This window comes from Myroides sp. LoEW2-1 (assembly GCF_009767705.1).
GTDB classification, from domain to species: Bacteria; Bacteroidota; Bacteroidia; order Flavobacteriales; family Flavobacteriaceae; genus Flavobacterium; species Flavobacterium album_A.
Map to the genome: position 1 here is coordinate 41,145 of NZ_WSPP01000172.1, position 25,928 is coordinate 67,072.

Sequence of the window (25,928 nt, forward strand, 5' to 3'; positions counted from 1 at the left end):
CTTTTAAATTAATTCACAATTATTATGCAACTTTCAGAACAAGAAATCATCAGAAGAGAAAAGCTGAGCAAACTACATGAGCTTGGCGTGAATCCTTATCCTGCAAACCTATTCCCTGTTGATCATACATCGAAACAGGTGAAGAACGATTTTCAAGAAGGTAAGAAGGTAATTGTGGCAGGAAGATTAATGTCTTCAAGAATTCAAGGAAAAGCTTCATTCGCTACTATACAAGATAGCGAAGGTAAAATACAGTTATACATCAACAGAGACGAATTATGTCCTGGAGAAGATAAAACACTATATAACGAAATCTATAAAAAATTAATTGATTTAGGTGATATCGTTGGTATAGAAGGAGAGTTATTCACTACGCAAGTAGGCGAAAAAACAGTACGCGTAAAAGGTTTGCATTTACTAAGCAAATCACTACGACCATTACCTCTACCAAAAACCGATGCAGAAGGCCACACATTTGATGCCTTTACAGATCCTGAGTTGCGCTATAGAATGCGTTATGTAGATTTAGTAGTAAACCCTCAAATTAAAGAGACGTTCATCAAGCGTACAAAACTGTTTAACGCGATGCGTAATTTCTTTAATGAAGCTGGTTATATGGAAGTTGAAACTCCTGTTCTTCAGTCTATCCCTGGAGGTGCGGCTGCTCGTCCATTTATGACTCATCACAATGCTTTAGACATTCCACTATACTTGAGAATTGCCAATGAACTATACTTAAAGCGATTAATCGTTGGTGGATTTGACGGGGTATATGAGTTCGCTAAAAACTTCCGTAATGAAGGAATGGATAGAACACATAACCCTGAATTTACAGTTATGGAAATCTATGTAGCTTACAAAGACTACAATTGGATGATGGACTTTACAGAGCGTTTATTAGAACATTGTGCAACAGCAGTTAATGGGACACCAGTAGCTAAGTTTGGAGAACACGAAATTAACTTCAAAGCTCCTTACAAACGCATCACTATGGCAGATTCTATTAAAGAATTTACAGGTTTTGACATCACAGGAAAGACAGAGGATGAAATTCGCCAAGCTGCTTTAGGCATGGGAATCCCTGTAGATGAAACAATGGGTAAAGGAAAACTTATCGATGAGATTTTCGGTGAGAAATGTGAAGGTAATTATATTCAACCGACATTCATTACAGACTATCCAAAAGAAATGTCTCCATTGACAAAAGCACATAGAGATAATCCAGAACTTACAGAGCGCTTTGAATTAATGGTTTGTGGTAAAGAAATTGCAAATGCTTATTCAGAGTTAAATGACCCAATCGATCAAAGAGAGCGTTTTGAAGCACAAATGGCTTTAGCTGATCGCGGAGATGACGAGGCTATGTTCATTGATCAGGACTTCTTACGTGCTCTTGAATTTGGTATGCCTCCAACTTCTGGAATGGGAATTGGTATGGACCGTTTAATTATGTTCTTAACCAATAATCCTTCTATTCAAGAGGTATTATTCTTCCCACAAATGAGACCAGAAAAAACAGCTCCTGCAGTAGAGCTAACTGATGAAGAAAAAATCATTATTCAAATTTTAGAGAATAACGATAATAAAGTGGAGTTGGGTGCTTTAAAAGAGCAAGCTGCACTAAGTGGAAAGAAATGGGATAAAGCAATGAAAAGTCTTTCTTCACATGCCTTGACAAAAGTAGAAACAGAAAACGACATTAAATACGTTGTTTATACAAATTAATATAAATAGAAAAAGGAACTCAATGAGTTCCTTTTTTTTATTATTTACAATTGAGGATTAGCGATAAACTGATGATCTGTCAAAGTCTTTAAAAATCGAATAATGGCATGCTGTTCATCACTGGATAATTCAATACCTATACGACCATCTTTTCTCTTTAAAAGAGGATCCAAAGTTTCGCTATCCACTATTCCATTAGTATAAAACGCTAAAACCTCCTCTAATGTATTAAAACGCCCATCGTGCATATATGGCGCTGTCAACTCAACATTTCGCAAACTACTTACCTTAAAGGCAAATTTGTCTTCATCAAAACCAGTAACCTCATATCTTCCCAAATCATTTAATTTCTCATTAACCTGTAAACCGTTGTTTCTAAAACTTTGATCAGTAAACAAATCTGTACTGTGACAAGCTGCACACTTCTGCTGAAACAACTGCAGTCCTGTTTTCTCAATCTGACTCAATGTACCTCCCTTTTCTCCTCGAACATATCGGTCATATCTCGAATTACTTGAAATCATCACTGCCATATATTGTGCCAATGCTTTCAACATACTGGTAGAAGTGATTTCTCTATCATTAAAAGCTTTTTCAAACAAACTCCTATACATCGGCTCACTTCTCAATTTCTCCACAATTGAAGGAAGATTCTCACGCATTTCAACTTCATTGTGAATAGGAACAATAGGCACCATTTCCAAGTTATTTGACGCCCCATCATAGAAATACTCTGTCATAAAAGCCATATTCTGAATAGCTGGAGCATTGCGCTTGCCTACCAGACTATCTATACCAATACTAAAGGCTTTTCCATAATCAGAGAAAGCAAACTCTTTTATATGACAACTGGCACATGAAATAGTATTATCTGCTGATAACCTCACATCGTGAAACAAGACTTTACCCAGTTCTATTCGAGATTTCTTTAACCCGTTATTGACATACTGGTAACTAAGAGAAGGAAAGTTACTGGGAATAATGAGTTCATAGGCATCGTCAATATCATCAGAATAACGCTCAGATTGATCTTTAGAACAACTTAATAGCAATAAACATAAACTGATAAATACACACTCTTTAAACATGGTACAAACAATGTTTAGACAAAAAGGAAAGGTGCTGCCTTTCCTTTTTGAAACTATAATTCTATTCTTTATCAATCACAATACTTCGTATGTTAAACATCGTCTGAGCATTCTGCATAATCTTTGGCGCACGTACAGCATCAATCATAATATATGGCGATTCCTTCAACGCGATTTTGTGTGTACTGTCTAATAACTTAGATACTTCAAGATCTACATGAACAGTGGATTTATGCTTTGCACTTACAACAAAATGTTGAGGACTTTTTAATAGAACTTCTTTATAATTATCTAACTTGGAACCATGGCTACCAATGTGTAATTGAAATCCTTCCTCGTCTTGACCTCCAGTTTTAAATAAACCTTGGCAATTGATAAATTTATATCCTGTAATCCATCCCCAGATTAAATCATGTTCTTTACACAAATCCCAAAACTCTTGTTGGTCTTCCATTCCTCTCAAGTACTTCTCTTGATCCACACCTACACCAAACTTAACTTTACTATACCTTCCCGCTGGTACATTGTTAAGCGTAATTTTGAAATCCTTCGTTTTCGAATCTACAAAGAAATAACTGTCATCCTTCTTGTAAGTGAACTCTGCTCCTTTTTCATCTATTAAAACAAAGTTGCTAACTATATACTTCAGGAAAGTGATATTCAATGACTCTCCAATAGAGTTCTCTTTGTAATACTGATCATAAACTATATCCTCACCAAACATCTGATGATTAAACACAAAGGAAACTGAATTTGTTCCTTCAAGCACTTCTTCAGGAACTTCAACAACTGCGTTGTCATCACTCGAACATGACGTGAAAACAAAAGCTATAACAGCAAATAATAATATATATACTTTTTTCATTTCTAATTTTATATTAATTAATTATGGGCAATACAAGGGCCTTCCGATTAAATCGGACAACCAAAACACACGATTATAAAAGATTAGAAAATGGGTGGATCTAAAAGAGAGGATACTTGTAAATAGTTGTAATTATTGACATAACTATCCAAAGCCTCACTCCTCCATACTAAGGCTAATTCGAATGACAAATACCTGAAAGTGCCACTAACCAAGTAATCATATAAGGTATTGTATTTATCAAATACCAACTTGCCTGATTTGTCAAAAGACTTTGATAATTCATTTGACAAGTGACATTTACCATTACACTCTAATTCTGGTTTAGATACATTCTCACATAGAACTTTAGATACATACTCGTAATTAACCCAATATTCCACCAACGGTGCAACAGGGCGAAATAAAACAATAAATACTATTATGATATATATCTTTTTCACAAGACAAATTTAAAACAATGATTAAAGGCTAAACAAGAACATAGATTGAGTTTTATCTACTTTTCACTATTTACAAAATAGAACAACCGAAAAACTAAACAACAAGTCGACGGTATTCTTCAGGAGTCTTACCTTCCTGCTTCTTAAAAAATGTCACAAAGTAAGAAGTACTATCGAACTGTAATTCATTGCCAATCTCCTTTATTGTAAAAGACGTAAAGCGCAAAAGTCGCTTTGCTTCCACTATGATACGTTGACGAACAATCTGCCCCGCTGTTAATCCTCTTTCTTGTTTACACAGCTTATTCAGATAGTTCGGTGTAACACATAATTTATCAGCGTAAAAAGAAGGAGTTTTCGCCTCCTTATAAAATTGATCGACAAGGGCTACAAACTCACCTACTTTATCATTCAGTGGCTTAACTAAAGACTCACTCATAGGAACAGGGTGCTCTGTCAAATTTTGAAAGTCAAACAATAAAATATTTAAATAAGAACGCAAAACAACTTCCCTATTTTGATTGACTGATTGATACTCACCTACCATTAACTGAACCATCAAAAGCAGTTTACTCAATTGGTCATATGGCAATTTAGCATAAGGAAGCACCTCAGGTTGAAAAAAATTAAATAATCGCAGATTATTCTCGTGATAACGCTGACTAAAAAAAGACTCTTCAAAGGCAATAACATAGCCTGAACAATCTTCGAAATGTAGCTGAGCGTAATCACCAGGTTTGATAATAATAACAGTTTGATCTTGATCCGTCAAATTATACTCATTTACAGTAACTGCGTACTTTCCCTTGGTCACAATGATAATCATATAGAACTGCCCAACAAAACACTGGCTCAATAAAGGAAAATCATACACAATACTATCCGTATCACCCATAAATAGTGACGAATTACCATGTGTAAAATAAGAGATGGAACAAGATCTTATGCTTTGATTTAACATAAGATTTGAAGTATTAATTAATAATTTTATCAGCTCTAAATGAGCCTAAATTCACTAATTAATGAGAGGGGGTCTGAAAAAAAAGTCAACAAAAGTCTTTAAACTAAAAACAGTATAACTTTCTATTTTATCTTTCAATGTAGATGCAAAATTGTGAAACTCAATCTCTACCACATCAGAAAGATAATAGATAAATGAAAAAGATAAGTTACTGAGTTTTTTTGCCATATCGTTATTTTGATCCTCGGCAACCTTGGCCATTTCCTGCATCAAATAACACTTACCATTACATTCTAATTCAGGTTTTTCTTTATTAATACACAATACTGTCGAGATATACTCATAGTCGATTGCATAGTCCAAAAGAGGAACTACAGGTCGAAATAAGACAACTGTTATTATGATTAATAAAAAATTCTTCATACCACACAAATATACACAACAATCGCTGGATAACAAAAATAAAAAAAGCGCTACACTTAAAGTGTAGCGCTTTTTGAATATATAAGTATAAGTCTTATCCCAAATACGTTTTTAAAATCTTACTTCTTGAAGTATGTTTTAATCTGCGAATTGCTTTTTCTTTAATTTGTCTGACACGCTCTCTTGTCAAATCAAAAGTTTCTCCAATCTCCTCAAGAGTCATAGGGTGTTGATCTCCTAAACCAAAATACAGACGTACTACATCAGCTTCTCTTGGAGTTAAAGTTTCAAGCGCTCTCTCAATTTCAGTTCTTAGAGATTCGTGAATTAACTCTCTATCAGGGTTTGGTGATTCACCAGAACGCAATACATCATATAAGTTTGAATCTTCACCTTCAACTAATGGAGCATCCATTGAAAGATGACGTCCAGAGTTCTTCATACTCTCTTTCACGTCATTGACAGTCATATCAAGCTCAATAGCAATTTCCTCAGCAGATGGTGGTCTTTCATTTGATTGCTCAAGTAAAGCGTACATCTTGTTGATTTTATTGATTGACCCAATCTTGTTCAATGGTAGTCTTACAATTCTCGATTGTTCTGCTAAAGCAGAAAGAATTGATTGACGAATCCACCATACAGCATAAGAAATAAACTTAAACCCACGAGTCTCATCAAAACGTTGAGCAGCTTTTATCAATCCAAGGTTTCCTTCATTAATTAAATCGGGAAGTGTTAAACCTTGATTCTGATATTGCTTAGCAACAGATACAACGAAACGTAAATTTGCTTTAGTCAATTTCTCAAGTGCGCGTTGATCACCAGCTTTAATTCGCTGAGCCAATTCCACCTCTTCATCAGCCGTAATTAGGTCTACTTTACCAATTTCTTGCAAGTATTTATCCAACGATGCCGTCTCTCTGTTGGTTACCTGCTTGGTAATTTTAAGTTGTCTCATATTATTTCTATCCTTTATTTCTATTTAATGTAACATTCATTATACGTAAGTAATCATCAAAAAGTTACAACAACATACTTCTTCGACTCACTTTTAACAATACTTTACAAAAAAGCACCTAAAAGGTACAACAAACCCTTTAGGTGCTTTAAACACTTATTATGCCAATTAATAATAGTTTTCTCTACTTAATTCACACTCGTCGGCTTCAACTTCATCCAAATAGCGCTCAAGACTATCATCTAACTCTTTCATCCACGGTGTATGGTGCTCCTCTGCAGTGACACCCGTCATAACAGAAGTATATACCTTATCTCTGTAATTTAATATATTCGTTTCTTTATCACGTAGCCAACTCTTAAACATTTCAGCTACTTTATCTAAATCAAATGTAGGATAATCAGTCAGAGAAATTAATTCTTTAATATAATCCGTTTGAAAATCTACATGTTCTTCACCTGTAACTGTAGCTCTTTCTGCCTTTACCCATTTATCAATATCCATACTTCGTTCCTCTTTTGTAGGCAATGCAATTCGTCCGAGCATATAATCTCTCGCAAACCAAGCCTGGGTATCAAACATATTGAATGTATAGTACTGGTCTTGCATCCCCAAAAACAACAGTCTTTCATTATCATTGAATACAACACCTTTATAAAGGTTATCTGGGTAGAGATTATTCTTTGTCTTTAAACGCAAGTTGTCTGGTAAAAATGGAAACTTATGTTGATAACCAGTACACAAAATAACAGCATCAAACTCCTCAGAAGATCCGTCTTTAAAGTACGCTACATTATCTTCAAAATGGGTTACCAATGGTTTTTCATCTATACCCTTAGGCCATTTAGCGGCAATAGGATTGGTACGATAAGAGATAGTAACTGATTTACTGCCATGTTTAAAACATTGAACACCGATATCCTCAGCAGAATAACTACTTCCTATCAACAACAATTTTTGATCTTTAAACTGATCCGCTCCTCTAAAGTCGTGTGCATGCATCACTGTTCCAGGAAAACTATCAATACCTTTAAAATAAGGCATATTTGGAGTTGAGAAATGACCTGTTCCAACAACGAGGTAATCAAAGTATTCTTCAAAAGTTTCGTTCTTAACTAAATCGTCAAATACCACTCGAAACTGTTTCTTACTCTCTATGTAATCAACCCATCTTGCTACAGTATTAAACTTGATAAACTCTCTTGCGTTACTTTGTTTAATACGCCCTTGGATATAATCAAATAAGACTTCTCTTGGAGGATAGGAAGATATAGGTTGTTTAAAGTGATCCATAAAAGTATAATCGGCAAACTCTAAACATTCCTTTGGACCGTTTGACCATAGATACTTATACATACTACCGTGCAAAGGCTCTCCGTATTTACCTACACCTGTGCGCCAAGTATAATTCCACATTCCTCCCCAATTATCTTGTTTTTCATAGCATTTAATTTCAGGAATAGGATTCCCTTTACGTTGTTCAGACTCAAAAGCTCTTAACATTGCTAATCCACTCGGACCAGCACCAATAATACCTACTTTAAAATTTGACATATAAACATAAGTTTTTTACCCCCATCAAATAAATGATGAAGAAATTAATAAAATGATTGTTACTGAATACTCAGCCGAGATAGAACCATTAAATGTTCTAATAGACGCATCTGATATCGCGATGCTTTTTTATAAGGGTAGATTACAGAATCTACAAATTAGGATTGAATAAAATATTCAATTTGAGAAAGGCGATTTTAGCAGAACTTCTGTCTAAAATTTATCACCTTATTTTAGTAACCAAGCTAAGATACTACAAATTAGGCTTATACTAAAATACACTAACTTTAGAAAGAGTTTTACAAGTAAATTATTACCACTAATTATCATAAAAAACATGGCTTTACTACAAGAGGGTAACCCTTATATTACAAATACCCATCCAGAGTACACAGAAGTTCACAAAATATCATAAAAGTAAAAAACACACTTTTAAACATAAAAAAAGACACCTTAATAAGGTGCCTTTATAATATCAAATAACTCAATTATTTCTCTTGATTATTCTTTTTAGGAGCATCATCTTTCTTCTCCACTTTAGGAGGACGAGGCATTAAAGCTTTACGAGATACTTTAGCTTTTTTAGTTTTAGGGTCAATACCCATATACTTAACATCTAACTCATCTCCAAGCTGAAGTACATCTCCCACATTCTCTATGCGTTTCCAATCCAACTCAGATACGTGTAGTAAAGTCTCTTTACCAGGTACAAATTCAACAACTGCACCGAAGTCAAGCATCTTAACTACTTTTACGTGATAAGTTTCACCTTCAACAGGAGAGAAAGTAGTATTGCTAATCGAAGCTAATGCTTTGTCCATTCCAGCTTGATCAGTTCCCAACACTTCAATAATACCAAAGTCACCTTCTTCGTTGATAACAATTGTAGTTCCCGTTTCAGCTTGTAAAGCTTGAATGTTTTTACCTCCAGGTCCAATGATAGCACCAATAAAGTCTTTCGGAATACTAACTGTAATAATCTTCGGAGCTTTAGGTTTAACAGTAGCATTTGGAGTAGCAATAGTGTCAACTAATAATCCAAGAATGTGCATACGACCGTCGTGAGCTTGTTTTAAAGCTTGCTCCATAATCTCGTAAGCTAACCCTTCAATCTTAATATCCATCTGACATGCTGTAATACCGTCTTTAGTACCTGTAACTTTGAAGTCCATATCTCCTAAGTGATCTTCATCTCCTAAGATATCAGACAACACAGCCCAACGACCAGTTTTCGCATCAGAAATAAGTCCCATTGCAATACCTGATACAGGTTTTTCAATCTGAATACCAGCATCCATTAATGCTAATGTACCAGCACAAACTGTAGCCATAGAAGAAGATCCATTAGACTCTAATACGTCAGATACTAAACGAATAGTATACGGACAATCAGCAGGAATCATATTCTTAAGCGCACGTTGTGCAAGGTTTCCGTGTCCAACTTCTCTACGAGAAGTTCCTCTTAATGGCTTAGCTTCACCTGTTGAGAATGGAGGGAAATTATAATGTAAATAGAATTTCTCTTCACCTTGTTCACTTGGCAAATCAATAACATTAGCTTCGCGAGAAGTTCCCAGTGTTACTGTTGCTAAAGCTTGAGTTTCCCCACGTGTAAAAATAGATGAACCATGCGTAGATGGTAAATAATCAACTTCACACCAGATAGGACGAATCTCAGTAGTCTTACGACCATCTAAACGAATTCCTTGATCTAAAATTAAATTACGAACAGCTTCTTTTTGCGTTTTCTTGAAGTAAGTGCTAATAAGTTCACCTTTTTCTTCTAAGTCTTCCTCAGAAAACAAAGCTTTAACTTCTTCGTATACTTCAGCAAATTTCTCTCCACGCTCTGCTTTAGCACTTGCATGAGAAGCGATATCATAAAGTTTAGCATAAGATGCATCATAAACAATTTTCTCTACTTCAGCATCTGATGCTTCTGGTTCGTACTCACGGTAAGTAAGTCCTAATGCAGCACGCATCTTTTCTTGAGCCTCAATCTGAGCTTTAATTGCTTCGTGTGCAAACTTAATTGCTTCAATCATTTCTGCCTCAGAGATTTCTTTCATCTCCCCTTCCACCATACAAACAGAATCTTTAGATGCTCCAATCATCATATCGATGTCTGATGCTTCTAATTGCTCTTTAGAAGGATTAATGATTAATTGTCCGTCTACACGAGCAACTCTTACTTCAGAAATGTAATTGTAAAATGGAATATCCGATACAGCTAATGCTGCAGAAGCAGCCAAACCAGCTAATGCATCAGGCATAACATTCTCATCGAAAGACATAAGTGAAATCATCACCTGTGTCTCTGCGTGATAATCATCCGGGAATAAAGGACGTAAACAACGGTCTACAAGACGCATTGTCAAAATCTCTTGATCACTTGGACGAGCCTCACGTTTAAAAAAGCCTCCTGGAAAACGTCCAGCAGCAGAAAATTTTTCTCTGTAATCTACAGTTAATGGTAAGAAATCAACACCTGGATTTGCAGTACGAGCAGAAACTGCTGTTGCCAAAAGCATACAGTCTCCCATTCTTACTACAACAGATCCATCTGCTTGTTTTGCTAATTTCCCTGTTTCGATTGAGATGCTTCTACCATCACCTAAATCGATAATTTCTTTGGTTACCTTAGGAATCATATAATAATAAATACTTTAGGGTTTCTGTCTCTCCGAAGAGAGACATTAATAATTCTGTGTGTGTTGTGTTGTTGTGTTGTGTAGTTGTATGAAACCCAATGAAAAACCAGACTTTTTCTGCTAAAAGGCTAAAAAAGAAAAAGAGGCGCACAAGGGCACCTCTTCTCAATTGATTATTTTCTAATATTCAATTCCTTAATGATCTCACGGTATCTGTTGATCTCAGTATTCTTTAAATAGTCAAGAAGTCTTCTTCTTTTACCTACTAAAAGAACTAATGAACGCTCAGTGTTGTAATCTTTACGATTTCTTTTTAAGTGCTCAGTTAAGTGAGAGATTCTGTAAGTGAACAAAGCAATTTGTCCTTCAGCAGATCCAGTGTTTACAGCTTTTCCTCCGTGTTTAGCGAAGATCTCAGCTTTTTTCTCTTTTGTTAAATACATGCCAATATTTTTTAAATGATTTTTATGCGGCAATTATAGTCTATCTATAATTTGGTGCAAAGGTAATTTTATTTTCGAGAAAACACCATTAAAAATCATATTTTTTATTTCAAAGAACAAAACAACAACATTATAAAAAAGAGCTCTAATACAATTTGGCTACTTCTTTGTTTAAAGCTTCTAAAAAGCTTTTATCTTCATTCGTAAATGCGTTCAAGGTATGAGAATCAATATCTATCTGACCTATATTAATACCCTGCACAAATATAGGAACAACGATTTCAGACTTTACCGTCAAACTACATGCAATATAATTAGATTGAGCTGTAACATCATCAACGACAAAAGTTTCATTACTTAGGGCAACTTGACCACAAATCCCCTTTCCAAATGGAATTACAGTATGCTCTGTTGGCTCTCCAATAAACGGTCCTAAGTGTAATAAATCAGTTGAATGATCAGCAAAATAATAACCTACCCAATCGTAATAAGAAATAGAATCATATAACAATTCACATATTTCTTGAAGTATTTGATTTCTCGTAATATCTTTCCTTTCTAATATTACTTTTGACCTATTTAATAAGGCGACATAATCACTAGTCATATACGCAATTTTAATACAAAGACACTAAATTACGAAATATAACTCATTGTACACCATTGTATACCTGTCATTCTTTTCATTTTAAATTATAAGTACAATTAGCATTACATTCTTGTTAAAATCTCAAATATCTACCATAAGTTAAAACAAGTACTTCAAAAAACCACATCGGCTTCAAAACTTGAGAGAAGGCAAAAAGTATTAATGTCGTTTTAAAATAAAGCAAAATTAGATAAGGTAATATCCTATTTAATCATCTCTTAAAACAACAAAATCACATCCTTTAATAGAGCCTCTATGGATGCGACATGAAAAACTTAGAGATCAAAAATAACTACATTTATTTTGTGCATGAAGTTAAAATCAGTACAATCTTGATCGTACTTCCTTTGGGATTTCTGGCAGTTTGCTAAGGGTTTTCTTCGAGAAACACGCCTTTTTGCAGATAAAACCCCAAGGATACACGAAGAAAACAGCAAGAAAGTCCAACGAATCTAAGTGTTTTGCAAGCGCTTAACCATTTCTAAAGTCTTAAAATCGACAAGAAGGAGTAAGCACTTTTATTGAAATGATCTACAAATGCTAAGCAAGTGTATGTAAAGATTAATAATCTCAGACATTAAGATTATTTACAAAAAAACAGAGAAATAGTGATAGCATTACTTACTCACTCATATTAATTACATTCCTAAAGCACCATTTACACATTGTTATTTCGCTTTATACGATACTCATATATTCAAGTGCTATATATTTATTACCACACATATAGTTGCGATATAGCTCCAAATCGGACTCTTAATGTAAAAACAAAAACATTCTTATCCCTTTCAGTGATGCATGAGGTTTTAATCCTCGTCCTTACAAACTATTTGAATCTTTTGGATAAAAAACACTTCTGCTATAGATTTATAAAAATACTTCACTTATATAGACATCTATACAGCAAGACCACTATTCTACTCAACAAAGATGCTATTCCCAAAGCGCTATCTATATGCAAAATAAAAAAGCACTAATGCTGAACACTAGTGCTTTCCTCAAACAACAATATGTAATTTTGTAGCCAAACTCACAAACCACAAAATCAATTTTCTTTTTATAGCAATTCTTTCTAATCGTATTGATTCAAAAGATACTTTATCAAATCCGTTGTAGTTAACATTCCTACAAGTACCTGCCCATCTAAAACAGGTAATGCTCGAAAATCTTTTTTAACTAATATTTCAGCAGCATCCTTTATATTGTCATCTGCCTGTATCGTAGTAACATTCTTTACCATAACCTGTTCTAATGTAAACATATTATAAACGGTTGTATCCACGATATTATCATCTTCATCCGTATCAGCTAAACTGATTTTCAATAAATCTGTATAACTTAATATCCCTACCAACTTATGACCTGAAACTACAGGTAAGTGACGAATCTTGTGCATTTTAAATAACTTCTCAGCATCTGTTAATGAATCCGTCAAATTCAAGCTAACAATAGTTGAAGTCATAATTGACGAAACTGGAACTCTTTGTCTCATACCACTATCTAATTAACTTTCTACTACAAAGATAAGTTGACTAAAAAGCATAAAACATGATTTTTATCAGTAAATGGGATTTTTTACTTTATCCATTAAGGCAAAATCTTCACTTAAAACACTCTAAATCCACTATATTCAAGGTACATAAGAACTATACTTCGTATTCAAAATGTCCTAATTCTAAAGTAAAAAAAAACAATTTCACAAGTATAGAGTATAATTTAAGAGTTAAAACCACCGATAATAATCTTTCATTCGCATTTAGCATTAACTTTAAAATTTGAAAGATATGAATAGTTCTTCAACAAACCTGCTGAGAATTTAGCCATAAAATGACTACACCTAAACTGTAATAAAAGTAAATCCCAAAACAATAAACAACTCAGTACAGTGTCATAAAAAAGACCGAACTCAAGTAAAATACTTGAGTTCGGTCTTTTTTACAATAAACTTTTGAAATTAAATGAATACTAATTCCAATCTTCAATAACATGCGAGTGACCATCTTCTATTGTCACAGATATGCTCCTTGGAGCATTAGGATTTCCTCTTCCATGCTTACCTTCTTTAAACACTAAAGGAATTGGTTTCAACAAATCAAAGTGAAATGCACCTTCTTTATCTTTTACTACTTTAACTGCATCCACATAGAAGCCTTCGTCCACGTGTTCATACACAGCATCATTATAATCACTAGACTGTCTTTTTTCATTTTCTATACCCAAATTAACTGATATTATAGCTAATCTTCTTCCTCCGTCTTTTACATCCTTAGGAAAATGACCAAAGCGATTTGTAATAGTATAAAGCCCTTCTTCTACATTATTCAATGCAATTAAAAGACTTCCTCCTTTCAACTCACCGTATACTTTAGTGCGTTCTTCGTCAATTTTATCGTAATTTTCTTTAGTATCACCATAATTCACATCCCACATTTCCATATGAACACCTTTAATAGTACCATTCACTTTATCATAGCCAGTAACTGGAAGATAATTCCAATACACTAACTTTTTATCTACATCGTCAACTTTTGTATGAACCGTGAAAGTCCCATAAGATTTCACATTTACTCCTCCTTCTGTTCCACCATTAGTTTCACTATCACTTCCTTTATCATCGCTACTACAAGCAGTAAATAGAAAAGAAACTGACATAACAAGAATCATTACTTTTTTCATATTATTTTTTAATTAAATTAGTTAATAAAGCACTACTAACTTTATATTCCTCAAAGCTACGCTTTATTTTTATTTAACTATCTATTAACACATTAAACTTTAGTAACATCATATCGAAAGACCAAAAAAAAGGTAGCTACCAAAACTGGTAGCCACCTTAATTCAATCTATTTCATTCCTCGTGCATTTGAACAGAAGTTAAGTACACAATAGGTTGTGTTATTTAGTACTTGACAAATACTTTTGCCAATACATAGCGTCCGCGGAGGGGTTCGAACCCCCAACCCTCAGAGCCGAAATCTGATATTCTATCCAGTTGAACTACACGGACATACCTATTATAATTTTATTTAGATAAAATAGCTTTTACAATACTTGAGATCGTTTTACCGTCAGCTTTACCAGCTAAAGCTTTTGATGCTAACCCCATAACCTGTCCCATTGAACCCATTCCAGAAAAAGAACCTTCTGAAACTATTTTTTCAATAGCACTTCTCACTTCCTCCTCTGACAACTGTTCAGGTAAGAATGCCTCGATTACTTTTGCTTGATCTAACTCTGGTTGAACCAAATCTTCACGACCTTGCTCTTGGTAAATATTAGCACTGTCTTTTCTTTGTTTCACTAACTTTTGAAGTATTTTGATTTCTTCTTCCTCTGTTAGTTCTTCTTTACTACCTGATTGAGTTTGGGCTAATAATAACTCAGACTTAATCGCTCTAAGTGCCTCCAAGGCTAAAGTATCTTTAGACTTCATTGCACTCTTCATTGCGTCCATTACATTTGACTGTAAACTCATATCATATCTGTTTTTGATTGTTGCAAATATAAGAAAAAGCCAGAAAAAATATATCTTTTCTGGCTTTTATCTATAACCTATAAGTACGCTATACAATTGCTAATCTACATTGTCGTGTAAGAAAGAATTGTTAGAACGCAGTTTACTATCGTTATTACTATCTAAACTAATTGATGTTCTTGACTTTTGTGAAGAATCATCTACCTCATTTAGATTTACACCAGTTCTCTTGTAAGCTGGTTCTGATTCCAAGTCATTGATCTGACTATTAGTTGCTGTTCCACTATTAAATTTGTAGTTAAAGTCACGCATTTTCTTTCTGCGTTCAGCAGAACGACTTCTTAGCGTAAACTCTTCAATACTCATTTCCATTGGGTTAATCTCATCATTCTCAGCTGTTACAGGAGATTCAACATTAGCTACCCCCTCATCTTCATTTTCCTTCATAGAAACTTTGAACCCTTCTGCAATATCTTCAGCGTGCTTAGATGCATTTGGTTTCGCAGTTTTTAACTCCTCTTCTTTATCTGTGTAGTCTTCAAGTGAGAAATAAATAAACTCCTCTTTAGTGTCTTCAGTTGTCGAATGATCAATCTGATCTTGAATATCTAATGTAGTTTCGCTATTGAACTCATTAGTGTTATCATCAAGATTGTAAACAACTGTTTGAGCAACCTTAGCTGTAGGTACTTGAACAGTATCATCAATTTTTTTAGTTACGATAACAAATTCAGGATCCACAACTTTAATATCGCGTAAGTCTTTAGCTTTATTTAAAGTCTTAGTTTCTTGTGTGCTATTTACTACCTCTGGAGTTACCTCTTTTTGAGGAGTAACTATTTCAAAGAAAACATCTAAGTTTTTAGCAGCAGGAGAAGTCTCAGTTTGAATTGGCGCTTTAGGCTCAACGCTTTCAAAATTCACAGCAAACTGCCCTCCATCATCACTAATAGTTGGATCTACTATTGGTTCATCAGATATATCTGTTGAATTAGAAAGAAAGTCGTTTTCAAACTCATCCTCTGCTTCCAATGTAAATACTTTTCGTTCTTCTGGAGCATCTGCTGGAGACACAGCACTATCAGAAGTTTTAGTCAATGGTTGATCTGGAGTAGAAAAACCTAAATTACCTGTTACTGAATTACTTGAAAGATTACGAACTAAAGTTTGTTCATCTCCTAAAGTATGAACAATCACTTTTGGCTCACCAGAAGCAACAATCGTTTTTTGTTGTTCAACATTGAAACCAGTCGCGATAATAGTTACAGAAATAGCTTCACCAAGACTTTCATCCTCACCTACTCCCATAATGATATTAGCATTATGACCAGCCTCTGTTTGGATATGATCGTTAATTTCACCTATTTCATCTAAAGTAATTTCGTTTGATCCAGAAACTATTAAAAGCAAAACATTCTTAGCCCCTGTAATTTTATTGTCATTTAACAAAGGAGAATCTAATGCATCGACGATTGCGTTCTTAGCTCTACTATCACCAGAAGCTGTCGCAGAACCCATAATAGCAGTTCCACTATCTGATAAAACAGTCTTAGCATCTTTTAAATCGATATTCTGAGTATAGTGATGTGTAATTACCTCTGCAATACCACGTGCTGCAGTAGATAATACTTCATCTGCTTTGGAGAAGCCAGCTTTAAATCCTAAGTTACCATAAACTTCACGTAACTTATTATTGTTAATAACCACAAGAGAGTCCACTTGCTTACGCAGCCTTTCAACTCCTTTTAATGCCTGCTCTTGACGTACTTTCCCTTCAAATTGAAACGGAATAGTAACAATCCCAACAGTCAAAATATCTCTTTCTTTCGATAATTGAGCGATTACAGGAGCAGCACCAGTACCAGTACCTCCACCCATACCTGCCGTTATAAATACCATCTTTGTGTTGGTATCAAGCATTTTCTCAATATCTTCAATACTTTCTATAGCCGATTGTTGCCCTACTTCAGGATTTGCCCCCGCTCCAAGACCTTCAGTCAAATTAACTCCTAACTGAATTTTATTAGGTACGGGACTATTCTCTAATGCTTGCGAATCAGTATTACACACGATAAAATCAACACCTTTAATACCTTGCTTAAACATGTGGTTAATCGCGTTACTTCCACCTCCTCCGACACCAATCACCTTAATTACATTCGATTGATTTTTTGGTAAATCGAATTTTATTCCTCCGAAATCTGTATTCTCCATATACGTATCGTTTTTATTCTTGCTTTTCAATATAATCTCTAATCTTTCTTACAAAACTACCTAAAAAGCTTTTCTCAAATTTATCTACAGTTGTTGTAACTTCTTTTTCAGTTTCTACTTCCTCATCTTTTTCTAAATTGATGTGAACGCGTTCGCTTTTTTCACTTTTCACTTCTTCAGATACTGATGGTGAAATAGGGTTATTCTCTACAACTTTCTGTTCAATAATTTTCTTTTCTTCTTCTTGCAATTTTTCGTAAGCTATAATCTCTTCAAAAGGAACAGCTCCTTTTATTTGATTCTTATCACTTTCCATCACTAATCCCACTGCTGTTGCATATAATGGACTTGAGATTTCAGGACTTGAATCACCCGCTAAATGCTCATTTGGATAACCAATACGAGTATCTATTCCAGTAATATATTCTACTAACTGTTTTATATGTTTCAATTCAGAACCACCACCTGTTAATACAATTCCTGCAATTAACTTCTTCTGTGGGTTTTCGTATCCATAGGTCTTAATTTCAGAAAACACCAATTGAATAATCTCATCCACTCGAGCGTGAATAATCTTAGACAAATTCTTCAGTGAAATCTCTTTTGGCTCTTTACCTCTCAAACCAGGAATAGAAACAATCTCGTTGTCTTTATTTTCACCCGGCCAAGCAGATCCAAAACGAACCTTCAATGTCTCGGCTTGTCTTTCAATGATAGAACATCCTTCCTTGATATCTTCCGTAATCACGTTCCCTCCGAAAGGAACTACAGCTGTATGGCGAATTATTCCATCTTTAAAGATCGCCAAGTCTGTTGTACCACCACCTATATCAATAATAGCAACACCAGCCTCCTTCTCTTCTTGACTCAAAACAGCTTCAGCTGATGCCAAAGGTTCTAAAGTAATGCCTGACAATTCTAATCCTGCATCTTTAATACATCTTCCTGCGTTCTTTATGAGAGCAGCCTGCCCAACAACCACGTGAAAAGTAGCTTCCAATCTACTTCCATACATACCTATTGGTTCTTTAATTCCAGGTTCTCCGTCAATCTTAAATTCTTGAGGTAATACATGAATAATTTCTTCTCCAGGTAACATATTCAATTTCTGAACCTGTCCAATTAACTTTTCAATGTCTTTATCCCCTATTACTTCATCAGGATTTTCACGGCTTATGTAATCGCTGTGCTGGATACTGCGAATATGTTGTCCTGCAATACCAACTACAACTTTCTTAATTCTACATTCTGCTTCTGCCTCTGCTTCTTTAACTGCATGCTGAATAGATTGTATCGTCTGTGTAATATTATTAACTACACCCCTTTTCACACCTAAGCTTTTTGCCTTCCCTAATCCAAGAATTTCAAGCTTGCCATATTCGTTTTTCTTTCCAACCATTGCAACAATCTTAGTTGTTCCAATGTCTAATCCTACAGCTATATTTTCATTTTTCATAGTCATTTTCTATTTACTACATACTACTTGTTGAGTAAATCTAAGATTTATACTCTTATACTGTTTTGTGTCTAACTTGCCTTCTGTACAATACTTCACAAAGGCCGTATAATTATTCAATTTCTTTTCCATTTCATCAAATGTTCCAAAAGAAATACTATAATCATTAGTTCTACTCTTTAACATTAAGGTTTCATCTCCCCGTATAATAATTCCAGTTAAATCCTGCTTTAAAAACTCACTTTCATTAATCAACTTCAACATTTTTAATAAATCCCCGCGATTGTTTTCCGTAATACGACCATCAATCATAGGTACTCGTTGTGAAAAATTGTGAGAGATAGGCATACTCCTTCCAGTATTATCGATATAGTAACTCTTACCATTCTCAAAATAACGTCCAACTGCTTCCTTCTGCCACACATCTACATATAACTTTCCATCTATAGATAGATACACTTCTGCATTCTTAATTAGCTCATTACTTAAGACTTCATCTTCCACTTTCTTCAAATCTACTATAGATCTATTAACTCTGGAAGTGTTTGGTAAACTTTTTTCAACCATACTGCGAATATCTGCTCCTGTTACAAAATGATAATCCTCACCTTTGAAAAAAACTTCTATACCACTAATCTCTTTATCTTCGCTCTTTTTATTACTAAAAGAATAAACAACAAAGGCAATAGCGCACACTAACAATATGCGAACATCAACCCACTTTATTCTCTTAAATAACTTTTTCACACTTATTATATTTTATTCTAATTCCAATTTTATATCATTAATCATTTCACCTATATCTCCAGCACCAATAGTCAGTACCACCTCTGGGTTAAAATCTTTTATATAGCTGATCAATCTGCTTTTTTCAACCAAACATTTACTATTCGACTTAATTAGTTCTAATAGTTTATCAGATGTTACTCCCTCTATAGGCAATTCACGTGCTGGGTAAATATCCAACAAAACTACATTCTCAAAAGTTGACAATGCCTCGCCGAACTCTTCCATAAAATCTCTTGTTCGACTATACAAATGAGGTTGAAAGATTGCTAATATTTTCTTATCCCCATACATCTCATGAACTGCTTGACTAACTGCTTTAATCTCCGTTGGATGATGAGCGTAATCGTCAATAAATATCAACTTCTCATTGCGAATCTTATAAGAAAATCTTCTTCTCACTCCCTTAAATGTCTCCAAAGCATTCACTAAATCACTAACATTTACACCATACACATATGCCATAGCAAAAGCTGTTAATGCATTTGTCAAATTGTGATGTCCTGGTAATCCAAATCTAACATCTGACACAGTCTCTTTTGGCGTCACTATATCGAATATATACCAACCATTATCGATTCTAATATTCTTTACCTGAAAGCTACTATCTGCCCCAAAACCAACTTTCACTCCATCTAAATCAACATCTTCATGAACAAACAGCAAATTCTTATCCTCAACTTTTGCAGCAAATTCCTTAAAAGAAATCAACATCTCATCAGCTGTTCCAAAAATATCTAAGTGATCAGCTTCGGTAGAATTGATACAAGCGATATTGGGACTCAATCTTAAAAATGAACGATCAAACTCATCTGCTTCCACTACTGTAACCGTTTTACCCGAACCAATCAAATTAGTCTGGTAGTTTTCAACAACTCCTCCTACAAAAGCAGTAACATCTACTCCAGCTTGATAAAGTAAATGTCCAAGAATACTTGTTGTTGTTGTTTTACCATGCGTACCAGCAACAGCGAAACAGTAAGTATCTTTTGTGATGATACCAAGTACCTCAGATCTCTTTAAAATTTCAAATCCAGCTTGTTGAAAATACATCCATTCTGTATGAGATGTAGGTACCGCAGGGGTAATAACAACAACTGTACTATCAATATCTTTATACTCCTCTCCAATAAAAGCAATATTGTCTTCATAATGTATTTCAATACCAACTTCCTCTAACTCTCTAGTAAGTTGTGTTGGCGTTTTATCGTATCCAGCGACATTCTTACCTAAGAATTTAAAATAACGAGCAAGGGCACTCATTCCAATACCACCAATCCCTATAAAATATACACTCTTTATTTTATCAATTACTTTCATTACTTTTTAATTAAAGCTACTATTTGATCTACAATATCTTTTGTTGCATTTGGCAAGGCTAACTTTTTAAAGTTATCTCCCAATTCTTGCATACGACTATCGTCACTTAACACGGATTTAAACAAATCCGGAAAAGTATCCAACTCACTTTCTTTAACCATTAGCGCACCACCGCGTTCTACAATACTTAAAGCATTCTTAGTTTGGTGATCTTCTGCCACATTAGGAGAAGGCACAAATATGACTGGTTTTCCTACTATTGCTAATTCAGAAACTGAAGAAGCTCCAGCTCGCGAAACTACAATATCAGCTGATGCAAAAGCATAATCCATTCTATCTACAAACGCTAATACTTTTACCCTACTACTGTTGTATTTCTTGTATTCTTCGTAATATAACTTACCACATTGCCAAATAACCTCAAGCTCCATTTCTTCGAATAAGCCAAGATTACTTTCAACTAATTGATTTATCCTTCTCGCCCCTAAGCTTCCTCCTAACACTAAAAGTGTTTTCTTACTTACATCCAATTTGAAAGAGGCTTTAGCTTCAGCCTTATCGCTTAATACCAGTAAATCCTGTCTAACGGGATTACCTGTCTTGACCAGCTTATCTTTTGGAAAAAACGCTTCAAGGTTATCATATGCCACACAAATAGCCTTTGCTTTCTTTCCTAATAACTTGTTAGTAATACCAGGAAAAGAATTCTGCTCTTGTACAACAGTTGGGATTCCCATATCTGCAGCTACCTTTACAACAGCTCCACTTGCGTATCCCCCTGTCCCAATCACAACATCTGGCTTAAACCTTTTTATGATCTTTCTCGATTTAAGCAGACTGCTAATTACTTTAAAAGGAAATGATAAGTTATCTAACGATAACTCCCTTTTCAAGCCAGAGATCCACAATCCTTCGATAGCATACCCAGCCTGTGGTATTTTCTGCATCTCCATACGACCTTCTGCACCCACAAACAATATCTCAGCATTAGCAAATCGACTCTTCAATTCATTTGCAATTGCTAAGGCTGGGTATATATGTCCTCCCGTTCCTCCTCCACTCAATATAAACCGAGGTGCATGACTCATATTATAATCTAATTTTCTTTTAACTCTTGTTCTAAAATTTGTTCTTTTTCTAATTGAATTCTATTCAATTCTTCTTCTTCACGCTTCTCTGCATCACTCTTCTCCATTTCGCGTTCCTGAATTTCTCTTTCACTTTTTGTAACACTAAGGATAATACCTAAAGCTACACATGTCATCCATATAGATGTCCCTCCACTACTAATAAGAGGTAAGGGTTGACCCGTTGTCGGTAAAAACGAAACTGCAACTCCAATATTAATCAACGTCTGATAGATTAGAAAAAATCCTAATCCGACCACCAGGAGTTGACCAAATACTGTGGGAGCCCTGTGTATCGCAATCAAAAAACGAAAGAACAACGACATATATACAAAGAGCAAAAACACTCCAAAAACGACACCATATTCCTCAACTATAATAGCGTAAATGAAATCTGATGAAGATTGTGGCAAAAAGTTCTTCTGAACACTTTTACCTGGCCCTAAGCCAAACAATCCACCTGAGGCAATTGCTATTTTTGCATTTTGTACTTGGTACAAGTCTTTGGTAGAATCGTCTGAATTGGCGAATCTGTCAATTCTACTAATCCAAGTATCCACTCGATTGGGAAATAAACCTGGAAAAGCCTTTGCCGTAATCATAAAGATCCCAATAAACAATACTGCCGCAGAACAGATAATAGCTAAGTACTTTAACGGATACTTGCCTATAAGTGCAACTGTAAAAACTACAAGCGAAATAATTGCAGCCGTAGAAAAGTTTGCTGGTAAAATTAGCAATACGATTAATCCCACTGGCAACCACAACTCCCATAAAGAAGAAACAAAATCAACTGTCTTGTCCTTTATCTTTACTAAATATTGAGCGACATAAACGGTCAATACAATTGCTGCTATAGAAGAAGGTTGAAACTGAACACCCAGCACACTAACCCATCTACTGGCATTTGCTCCGCCTATCATTGTTCCCTTTGTCAACGTGTAGATTAACAATAGTACCACGACAGGTATTCCTACAAAACCTACAAGCTTAAAATAGCGATAATCTACACGGTGAACCAACCACATAAAAATTAGACCTACACTGATGTGTACAAAGTGCTTGATCAAATAATAAATCGTCTTTTCACCAGTTCCTACAGTATAAACTAAATTTGTACTCGCACTATATACAGGCATAATAGAGAAACAGGCCAATAGAATAACTAATGCCCAAATCGTTTTATCTCCGTATAAATGTGCGTACAACCACTTCATTGTTTATATACTTACTTTATAAATTATGTACTTCATCTTTAAACTGTCTTCCTCTATCCTCGTAGTTCTCAAACAAATCAAAACTTGCACAAGCAGGTGACAACAATACTGCATCGCCACTTTCTGCTAAACTTTGTGCCACTTTCACAGCGTCATTCATCGTTTGAACCTCTACAAATGATTCTACTACATTCTGATAAGCATCGCGTATTTTGGTATTATCAAGCCCTAAACAAACAATACTTTTCACCTTTTCGCGAACCAAAGGCATTAACTCGTGATAGTCATTCCCTTTATCAACACCACCTACTATCCACACTGTTGGTGTCTTCATACTTTCCAAAGCAAAGAAAGTAGCATTGATATTAGTCGCTTTTGAATCATTAATATATTGAACATTATCTACTTTCAAGACTTTTTCAAGTCTATGCTCTACCCCTTGGAAATCAGAAAGACTTTCTCTAATCTTATCCTTTCGAATTCTCTTTAATTGAGCAATAGTAGTTGCTGCCATTGCATTTTTCACATTATGCAATCCCTCAATTCCTAAATCTTCAATTGGCAATACAATTGTTTCTTTATTCATAGTCACAACAATATTTTTATCCTCAACATAAGCCCCCTCATCTAATTTTTTATACAATGAGAAAGGCAATGCCTTAGCTTTTATTGTATGAGTTTTCAACCACTGTTGAATTTCCTCATCGTCATAATCATAAATAAAATAATCTTCAGCCGTTTGATTCATAGTGATTCTAAACTTAGAATCAATGTAATTCGAGTACTTATAATCATATCGATCCAGGTGATCTGGACTTAGATTAGTTAGTACAGCAATATTTGGTCTAAATTCTACTATTCCGTCTAACTGAAAACTACTTAACTCAAGCACATAGCATTTCTCAGGATTACTTGCAACTTGACCAGCATAACTGTCACCAATGTTACCAGCTATACCGATATCTAACCCCCCATCCTTAAGCAATTTGTAAGTCAACATTGTCGTTGTTGTCTTTCCATTACTTCCTGTGATAGCTATTGATAATTCTGAATTGAAATGATATGCAAATTCAATTTCAGAAATGATCTTTACACCCTTATCAACTAATTTCTTAATGATTGGTGCTTTATCAGGAATACCTGGACTTTTTACAACTACATCAGCATCTAAAATCTCCGCTTCTGTATGCCCATTCTCTTCCCAACAAATACCAGCATTTGTCAATGCTTCTTTATAATTATCTTTTATTGTCCCAAAATCGGAAACAAAAACACTATATCCCTTTTGCAATGCTAAAATAGCCGTACCTACACCACTTTCTCCTGCTCCTAAAATTGCAATCTTCTTCATCTTATCTCAGTTTTAGTGATACTAAACAAAATACGCCCAATAATATGGCTATAATCCAGAAACGAGTAACAATCTTACTTTCGTGATATCCTTTCTTTTGAAAATGGTGGTGTAAAGGAGACATTAAGAAAATCCTTCTTCCTTCACCATATTTCTTTTTCGTATACTTAAAATAAGATACTTGCATCACTACAGATAAATTCTCAATCAAGAATATACCACACAATACTGGAATCAATAACTCTTTACGAACAGCGATAGCCATAACTGCAATAATCCCCCCTATTGTCAAACTTCCTGTATCACCCATAAACACTTGAGCTGGATAGGTATTATACCATAGGAATCCTATCAGAGCTCCCATAAAGGCGGATATAAAAACAGTCATTTCACCCGAATTTGGGATATACATAATATTCAAATAATTAGAAAATATTACGTTACCTGATACAAACGCAAAAATACCCAGCACAAAAGTGGATATTGCGGAGGTACCAGCGGCTAAGCCATCTATACCATCGGTGAGATTAGCACCATTCGATACTGCTGTAATAATAAAAATGACTATAGGAATGAATACAAGCCAAGCATACTTTTCTGCTCCTTCCCCCATCCAGCTAATCAGCATATTATAATCAAACTCATTATCTTTGAAAAAAGGAATCGTTGTTGCTGTCGATTTAACATCGTACTTACTTACAGTACTCTCAACGATAACCTGATTAGCAGGTGTATCTCTAACAGTGACACTTGGACTAAAGTATAAAACTGAACCTACAATTAGCCCCAACCCTACTTGTCCTACAACTTTGAATCTTCCCTTTAACCCATCTTTATCTTTCTTAAATACTTTAATATAGTCATCTAAGAAACCAATAGCTCCCATCCAAAGGGTAGTTAATATCAACAATAAGACATAGACATTATCTAATTTTGCAAAAAGCAATACAGGAATAAGAGTTGCTAAAATAATAATTACTCCTCCCATAGTAGGCGTACCAGCTTTCTCTTTTTGTCCTTCAAGACCAAGATCCCTAACGGTCTCTCCTACTTGCATTCTGTATAAAAATCTAATAATTCTCTTTCCGTAAATGATAGAAAACAACAATGAAAAAATCACTGCCATTCCTGAGCGAAAAGTAATGTACTGAAACACTCCCGCTCCTGGTATTTTCAAAATACTATCTAAATACTGAAATAAATAATACAACATAATTCTATT

General features: G+C 34.7%; 22 protein-coding genes and 1 tRNA gene. 1 reads left to right on the top strand and 22 read right to left on the bottom strand.

Annotation, left to right across the window (positions count from 1 at the left end; translation table 11 throughout):
- The first annotated feature begins 24 nt into the window (after nucleotides 1–24).
- The gene (gene lysS / locus GOQ24_RS10570; RefSeq protein WP_155092121.1) at nucleotides 25–1,725 is read left to right on the top strand and encodes a lysine--tRNA ligase; all 1,701 of its coding nucleotides are present in this window, start codon (nucleotides 25–27) and stop codon (nucleotides 1,723–1,725) included.
- A 44-nt stretch (nucleotides 1,726–1,769) separates the two neighbouring features.
- On the opposite strand, the gene GOQ24_RS10575 is transcribed toward lysS, so the two are convergent.
- The 22 genes from GOQ24_RS10575 to mraY form a co-directional block, all read right to left on the bottom strand.
- On the bottom strand, nucleotides 1,770–2,813 hold the full coding sequence (locus tag GOQ24_RS10575) for a cytochrome-c peroxidase (protein WP_155092120.1): 1,044 nt from the start codon (nucleotides 2,811–2,813) through the stop codon (nucleotides 1,770–1,772).
- A gap of 61 nt (nucleotides 2,814–2,874) precedes the next feature.
- Entirely contained in the window at nucleotides 2,875–3,678 is an 804-nt protein-coding gene (locus tag GOQ24_RS10580) for an MbnP family protein (RefSeq protein WP_155092119.1), read from the bottom strand.
- An 83-nt stretch (nucleotides 3,679–3,761) separates the two neighbouring features.
- Nucleotides 3,762–4,121 (bottom strand): hypothetical protein, encoded by a 360-nt coding sequence (locus GOQ24_RS10585; RefSeq protein WP_155092118.1) that lies wholly within the window; start codon nucleotides 4,119–4,121, stop codon nucleotides 3,762–3,764.
- A gap of 94 nt (nucleotides 4,122–4,215) precedes the next feature.
- The gene (locus GOQ24_RS10590; protein WP_155092117.1) at nucleotides 4,216–5,082 is read right to left on the bottom strand and encodes an AraC family transcriptional regulator; all 867 of its coding nucleotides are present in this window, start codon (nucleotides 5,080–5,082) and stop codon (nucleotides 4,216–4,218) included.
- 54 nt (nucleotides 5,083–5,136) lie between these two features.
- Entirely contained in the window at nucleotides 5,137–5,505 is a 369-nt protein-coding gene (locus tag GOQ24_RS10595) for a hypothetical protein (protein ID WP_155092116.1), read from the bottom strand.
- Between the two features lie 94 nt (nucleotides 5,506–5,599).
- Nucleotides 5,600–6,463, bottom strand: a complete 864-nt coding sequence (locus tag GOQ24_RS10600) for an RNA polymerase sigma factor RpoD/SigA (protein ID WP_155092115.1) — start codon at nucleotides 6,461–6,463, stop codon at nucleotides 5,600–5,602.
- A gap of 168 nt (nucleotides 6,464–6,631) precedes the next feature.
- Nucleotides 6,632–8,017 (bottom strand): NAD(P)-binding domain-containing protein, encoded by a 1,386-nt coding sequence (locus GOQ24_RS10605; protein ID WP_155092114.1) that lies wholly within the window; start codon nucleotides 8,015–8,017, stop codon nucleotides 6,632–6,634.
- A 488-nt stretch (nucleotides 8,018–8,505) separates the two neighbouring features.
- Entirely contained in the window at nucleotides 8,506–10,668 is a 2,163-nt protein-coding gene (locus tag GOQ24_RS10610; RefSeq protein WP_155092113.1) for a polyribonucleotide nucleotidyltransferase, read from the bottom strand.
- Nucleotides 10,669–10,841: 173 nt separating this feature from the next.
- Entirely contained in the window at nucleotides 10,842–11,111 is a 270-nt protein-coding gene (gene rpsO / locus GOQ24_RS10615; protein WP_155092112.1) for a 30S ribosomal protein S15, read from the bottom strand.
- 145 nt (nucleotides 11,112–11,256) lie between these two features.
- Complete coding sequence (locus GOQ24_RS10620; protein ID WP_155092111.1) at nucleotides 11,257–11,718, bottom strand: GAF domain-containing protein; 462 nt, start codon at nucleotides 11,716–11,718, stop codon at nucleotides 11,257–11,259.
- Nucleotides 11,719–12,832: 1,114 nt separating this feature from the next.
- Nucleotides 12,833–13,252: a CBS domain-containing protein gene (locus GOQ24_RS10625; protein WP_155092110.1), complete on the bottom strand. Its 420-nt coding sequence runs from the start codon at nucleotides 13,250–13,252 to the stop codon at nucleotides 12,833–12,835.
- Nucleotides 13,253–13,725: 473 nt separating this feature from the next.
- On the bottom strand, nucleotides 13,726–14,436 hold the full coding sequence (locus tag GOQ24_RS10630) for a hypothetical protein (RefSeq protein WP_155092109.1): 711 nt from the start codon (nucleotides 14,434–14,436) through the stop codon (nucleotides 13,726–13,728).
- A gap of 257 nt (nucleotides 14,437–14,693) precedes the next feature.
- Nucleotides 14,694–14,767 (bottom strand) — tRNA-Arg (locus GOQ24_RS10635).
- A gap of 15 nt (nucleotides 14,768–14,782) precedes the next feature.
- On the bottom strand, nucleotides 14,783–15,235 hold the full coding sequence (locus GOQ24_RS10640; protein WP_155092108.1) for a GatB/YqeY domain-containing protein: 453 nt from the start codon (nucleotides 15,233–15,235) through the stop codon (nucleotides 14,783–14,785).
- A gap of 99 nt (nucleotides 15,236–15,334) precedes the next feature.
- The gene (gene ftsZ / locus GOQ24_RS10645) at nucleotides 15,335–17,449 is read right to left on the bottom strand and encodes a cell division protein FtsZ (protein ID WP_155092107.1); all 2,115 of its coding nucleotides are present in this window, start codon (nucleotides 17,447–17,449) and stop codon (nucleotides 15,335–15,337) included.
- Nucleotides 17,450–17,462: 13 nt separating this feature from the next.
- Complete coding sequence (gene ftsA, locus GOQ24_RS10650) at nucleotides 17,463–18,905, bottom strand: cell division protein FtsA (RefSeq protein ID WP_155092106.1); 1,443 nt, start codon at nucleotides 18,903–18,905, stop codon at nucleotides 17,463–17,465.
- 9 nt (nucleotides 18,906–18,914) lie between these two features.
- Nucleotides 18,915–19,652 (bottom strand): cell division protein FtsQ/DivIB, encoded by a 738-nt coding sequence (locus tag GOQ24_RS10655; RefSeq protein ID WP_160339658.1) that lies wholly within the window; start codon nucleotides 19,650–19,652, stop codon nucleotides 18,915–18,917.
- A 12-nt stretch (nucleotides 19,653–19,664) separates the two neighbouring features.
- Nucleotides 19,665–21,011 carry a UDP-N-acetylmuramate--L-alanine ligase gene (murC, locus tag GOQ24_RS10660; RefSeq protein WP_155092105.1) on the bottom strand — a complete coding sequence of 449 codons (1,347 nt, stop codon included), beginning with the start codon at nucleotides 21,009–21,011 and terminating at the stop codon, nucleotides 19,665–19,667.
- On the bottom strand, nucleotides 21,011–22,099 hold the full coding sequence (gene murG / locus GOQ24_RS10665) for an undecaprenyldiphospho-muramoylpentapeptide beta-N-acetylglucosaminyltransferase (RefSeq protein ID WP_155092104.1): 1,089 nt from the start codon (nucleotides 22,097–22,099) through the stop codon (nucleotides 21,011–21,013). Before murG ends, murC begins: the two co-directional genes overlap by 1 nt.
- A gap of 8 nt (nucleotides 22,100–22,107) precedes the next feature.
- Nucleotides 22,108–23,355, bottom strand: coding sequence for an FtsW/RodA/SpoVE family cell cycle protein (locus GOQ24_RS10670; RefSeq protein WP_155092103.1), 1,248 nt, complete (start codon nucleotides 23,353–23,355; stop codon nucleotides 22,108–22,110).
- Between the two features lie 16 nt (nucleotides 23,356–23,371).
- Nucleotides 23,372–24,706 (bottom strand): UDP-N-acetylmuramoyl-L-alanine--D-glutamate ligase, encoded by a 1,335-nt coding sequence (murD, locus tag GOQ24_RS10675; protein ID WP_155092102.1) that lies wholly within the window; start codon nucleotides 24,704–24,706, stop codon nucleotides 23,372–23,374.
- A gap of 1 nt (nucleotide 24,707) precedes the next feature.
- Entirely contained in the window at nucleotides 24,708–25,919 is a 1,212-nt protein-coding gene (gene mraY, locus GOQ24_RS10680; RefSeq protein ID WP_155092101.1) for a phospho-N-acetylmuramoyl-pentapeptide-transferase, read from the bottom strand.
- Nucleotides 25,920–25,928: the final 9 nt, after the last annotated feature.

Excerpts from the sequence above, each read along its gene's own strand:
- GOQ24_RS10595 (WP_155092116.1), bottom strand. The coding sequence starts at position 5,505 with ATGAAGAATTTTTTATTAATCATAATAACAGTTGTCTTATTTCGACCT.
- GOQ24_RS10670 (WP_155092103.1), bottom strand. The coding sequence starts at position 23,355 with ATGAAGTGGTTGTACGCACATTTATACGGAGATAAAACGATTTGGGCA.
- rpsO (WP_155092112.1), bottom strand. The coding sequence starts at position 11,111 with ATGTATTTAACAAAAGAGAAAAAAGCTGAGATCTTCGCTAAACACGGA.
- GOQ24_RS10600 (WP_155092115.1), bottom strand. The coding sequence starts at position 6,463 with ATGAGACAACTTAAAATTACCAAGCAGGTAACCAACAGAGAGACGGCA.
- murG (WP_155092104.1), bottom strand. The coding sequence starts at position 22,099 with ATGAGTCATGCACCTCGGTTTATATTGAGTGGAGGAGGAACGGGAGGA.
- GOQ24_RS10640 (WP_155092108.1), bottom strand. The coding sequence starts at position 15,235 with ATGAGTTTACAGTCAAATGTAATGGACGCAATGAAGAGTGCAATGAAG.
- GOQ24_RS10620 (WP_155092111.1), bottom strand. The coding sequence starts at position 11,718 with ATGACTAGTGATTATGTCGCCTTATTAAATAGGTCAAAAGTAATATTA.
- GOQ24_RS10625 (WP_155092110.1), bottom strand. The coding sequence starts at position 13,252 with ATGAGACAAAGAGTTCCAGTTTCGTCAATTATGACTTCAACTATTGTT.
- ftsA (WP_155092106.1), bottom strand. The coding sequence starts at position 18,905 with ATGAAAAATGAAAATATAGCTGTAGGATTAGACATTGGAACAACTAAG.
- GOQ24_RS10580 (WP_155092119.1), bottom strand. The coding sequence starts at position 3,678 with ATGAAAAAAGTATATATATTATTATTTGCTGTTATAGCTTTTGTTTTC.
- GOQ24_RS10605 (WP_155092114.1), bottom strand. The coding sequence starts at position 8,017 with ATGTCAAATTTTAAAGTAGGTATTATTGGTGCTGGTCCGAGTGGATTA.
- mraY (WP_155092101.1), bottom strand. The coding sequence starts at position 25,919 with ATGTTGTATTATTTATTTCAGTATTTAGATAGTATTTTGAAAATACCA.
- murD (WP_155092102.1), bottom strand. The coding sequence starts at position 24,706 with ATGAAGAAGATTGCAATTTTAGGAGCAGGAGAAAGTGGTGTAGGTACG.
- lysS (WP_155092121.1), top strand. The coding sequence starts at position 25 with ATGCAACTTTCAGAACAAGAAATCATCAGAAGAGAAAAGCTGAGCAAA.
- GOQ24_RS10590 (WP_155092117.1), bottom strand. The coding sequence starts at position 5,082 with ATGTTAAATCAAAGCATAAGATCTTGTTCCATCTCTTATTTTACACAT.
- murC (WP_155092105.1), bottom strand. The coding sequence starts at position 21,011 with ATGAAAGTAATTGATAAAATAAAGAGTGTATATTTTATAGGGATTGGT.
- GOQ24_RS10575 (WP_155092120.1), bottom strand. The coding sequence starts at position 2,813 with ATGTTTAAAGAGTGTGTATTTATCAGTTTATGTTTATTGCTATTAAGT.
- ftsZ (WP_155092107.1), bottom strand. The coding sequence starts at position 17,449 with ATGGAGAATACAGATTTCGGAGGAATAAAATTCGATTTACCAAAAAAT.
- GOQ24_RS10630 (WP_155092109.1), bottom strand. The coding sequence starts at position 14,436 with ATGAAAAAAGTAATGATTCTTGTTATGTCAGTTTCTTTTCTATTTACT.
- GOQ24_RS10610 (WP_155092113.1), bottom strand. The coding sequence starts at position 10,668 with ATGATTCCTAAGGTAACCAAAGAAATTATCGATTTAGGTGATGGTAGA.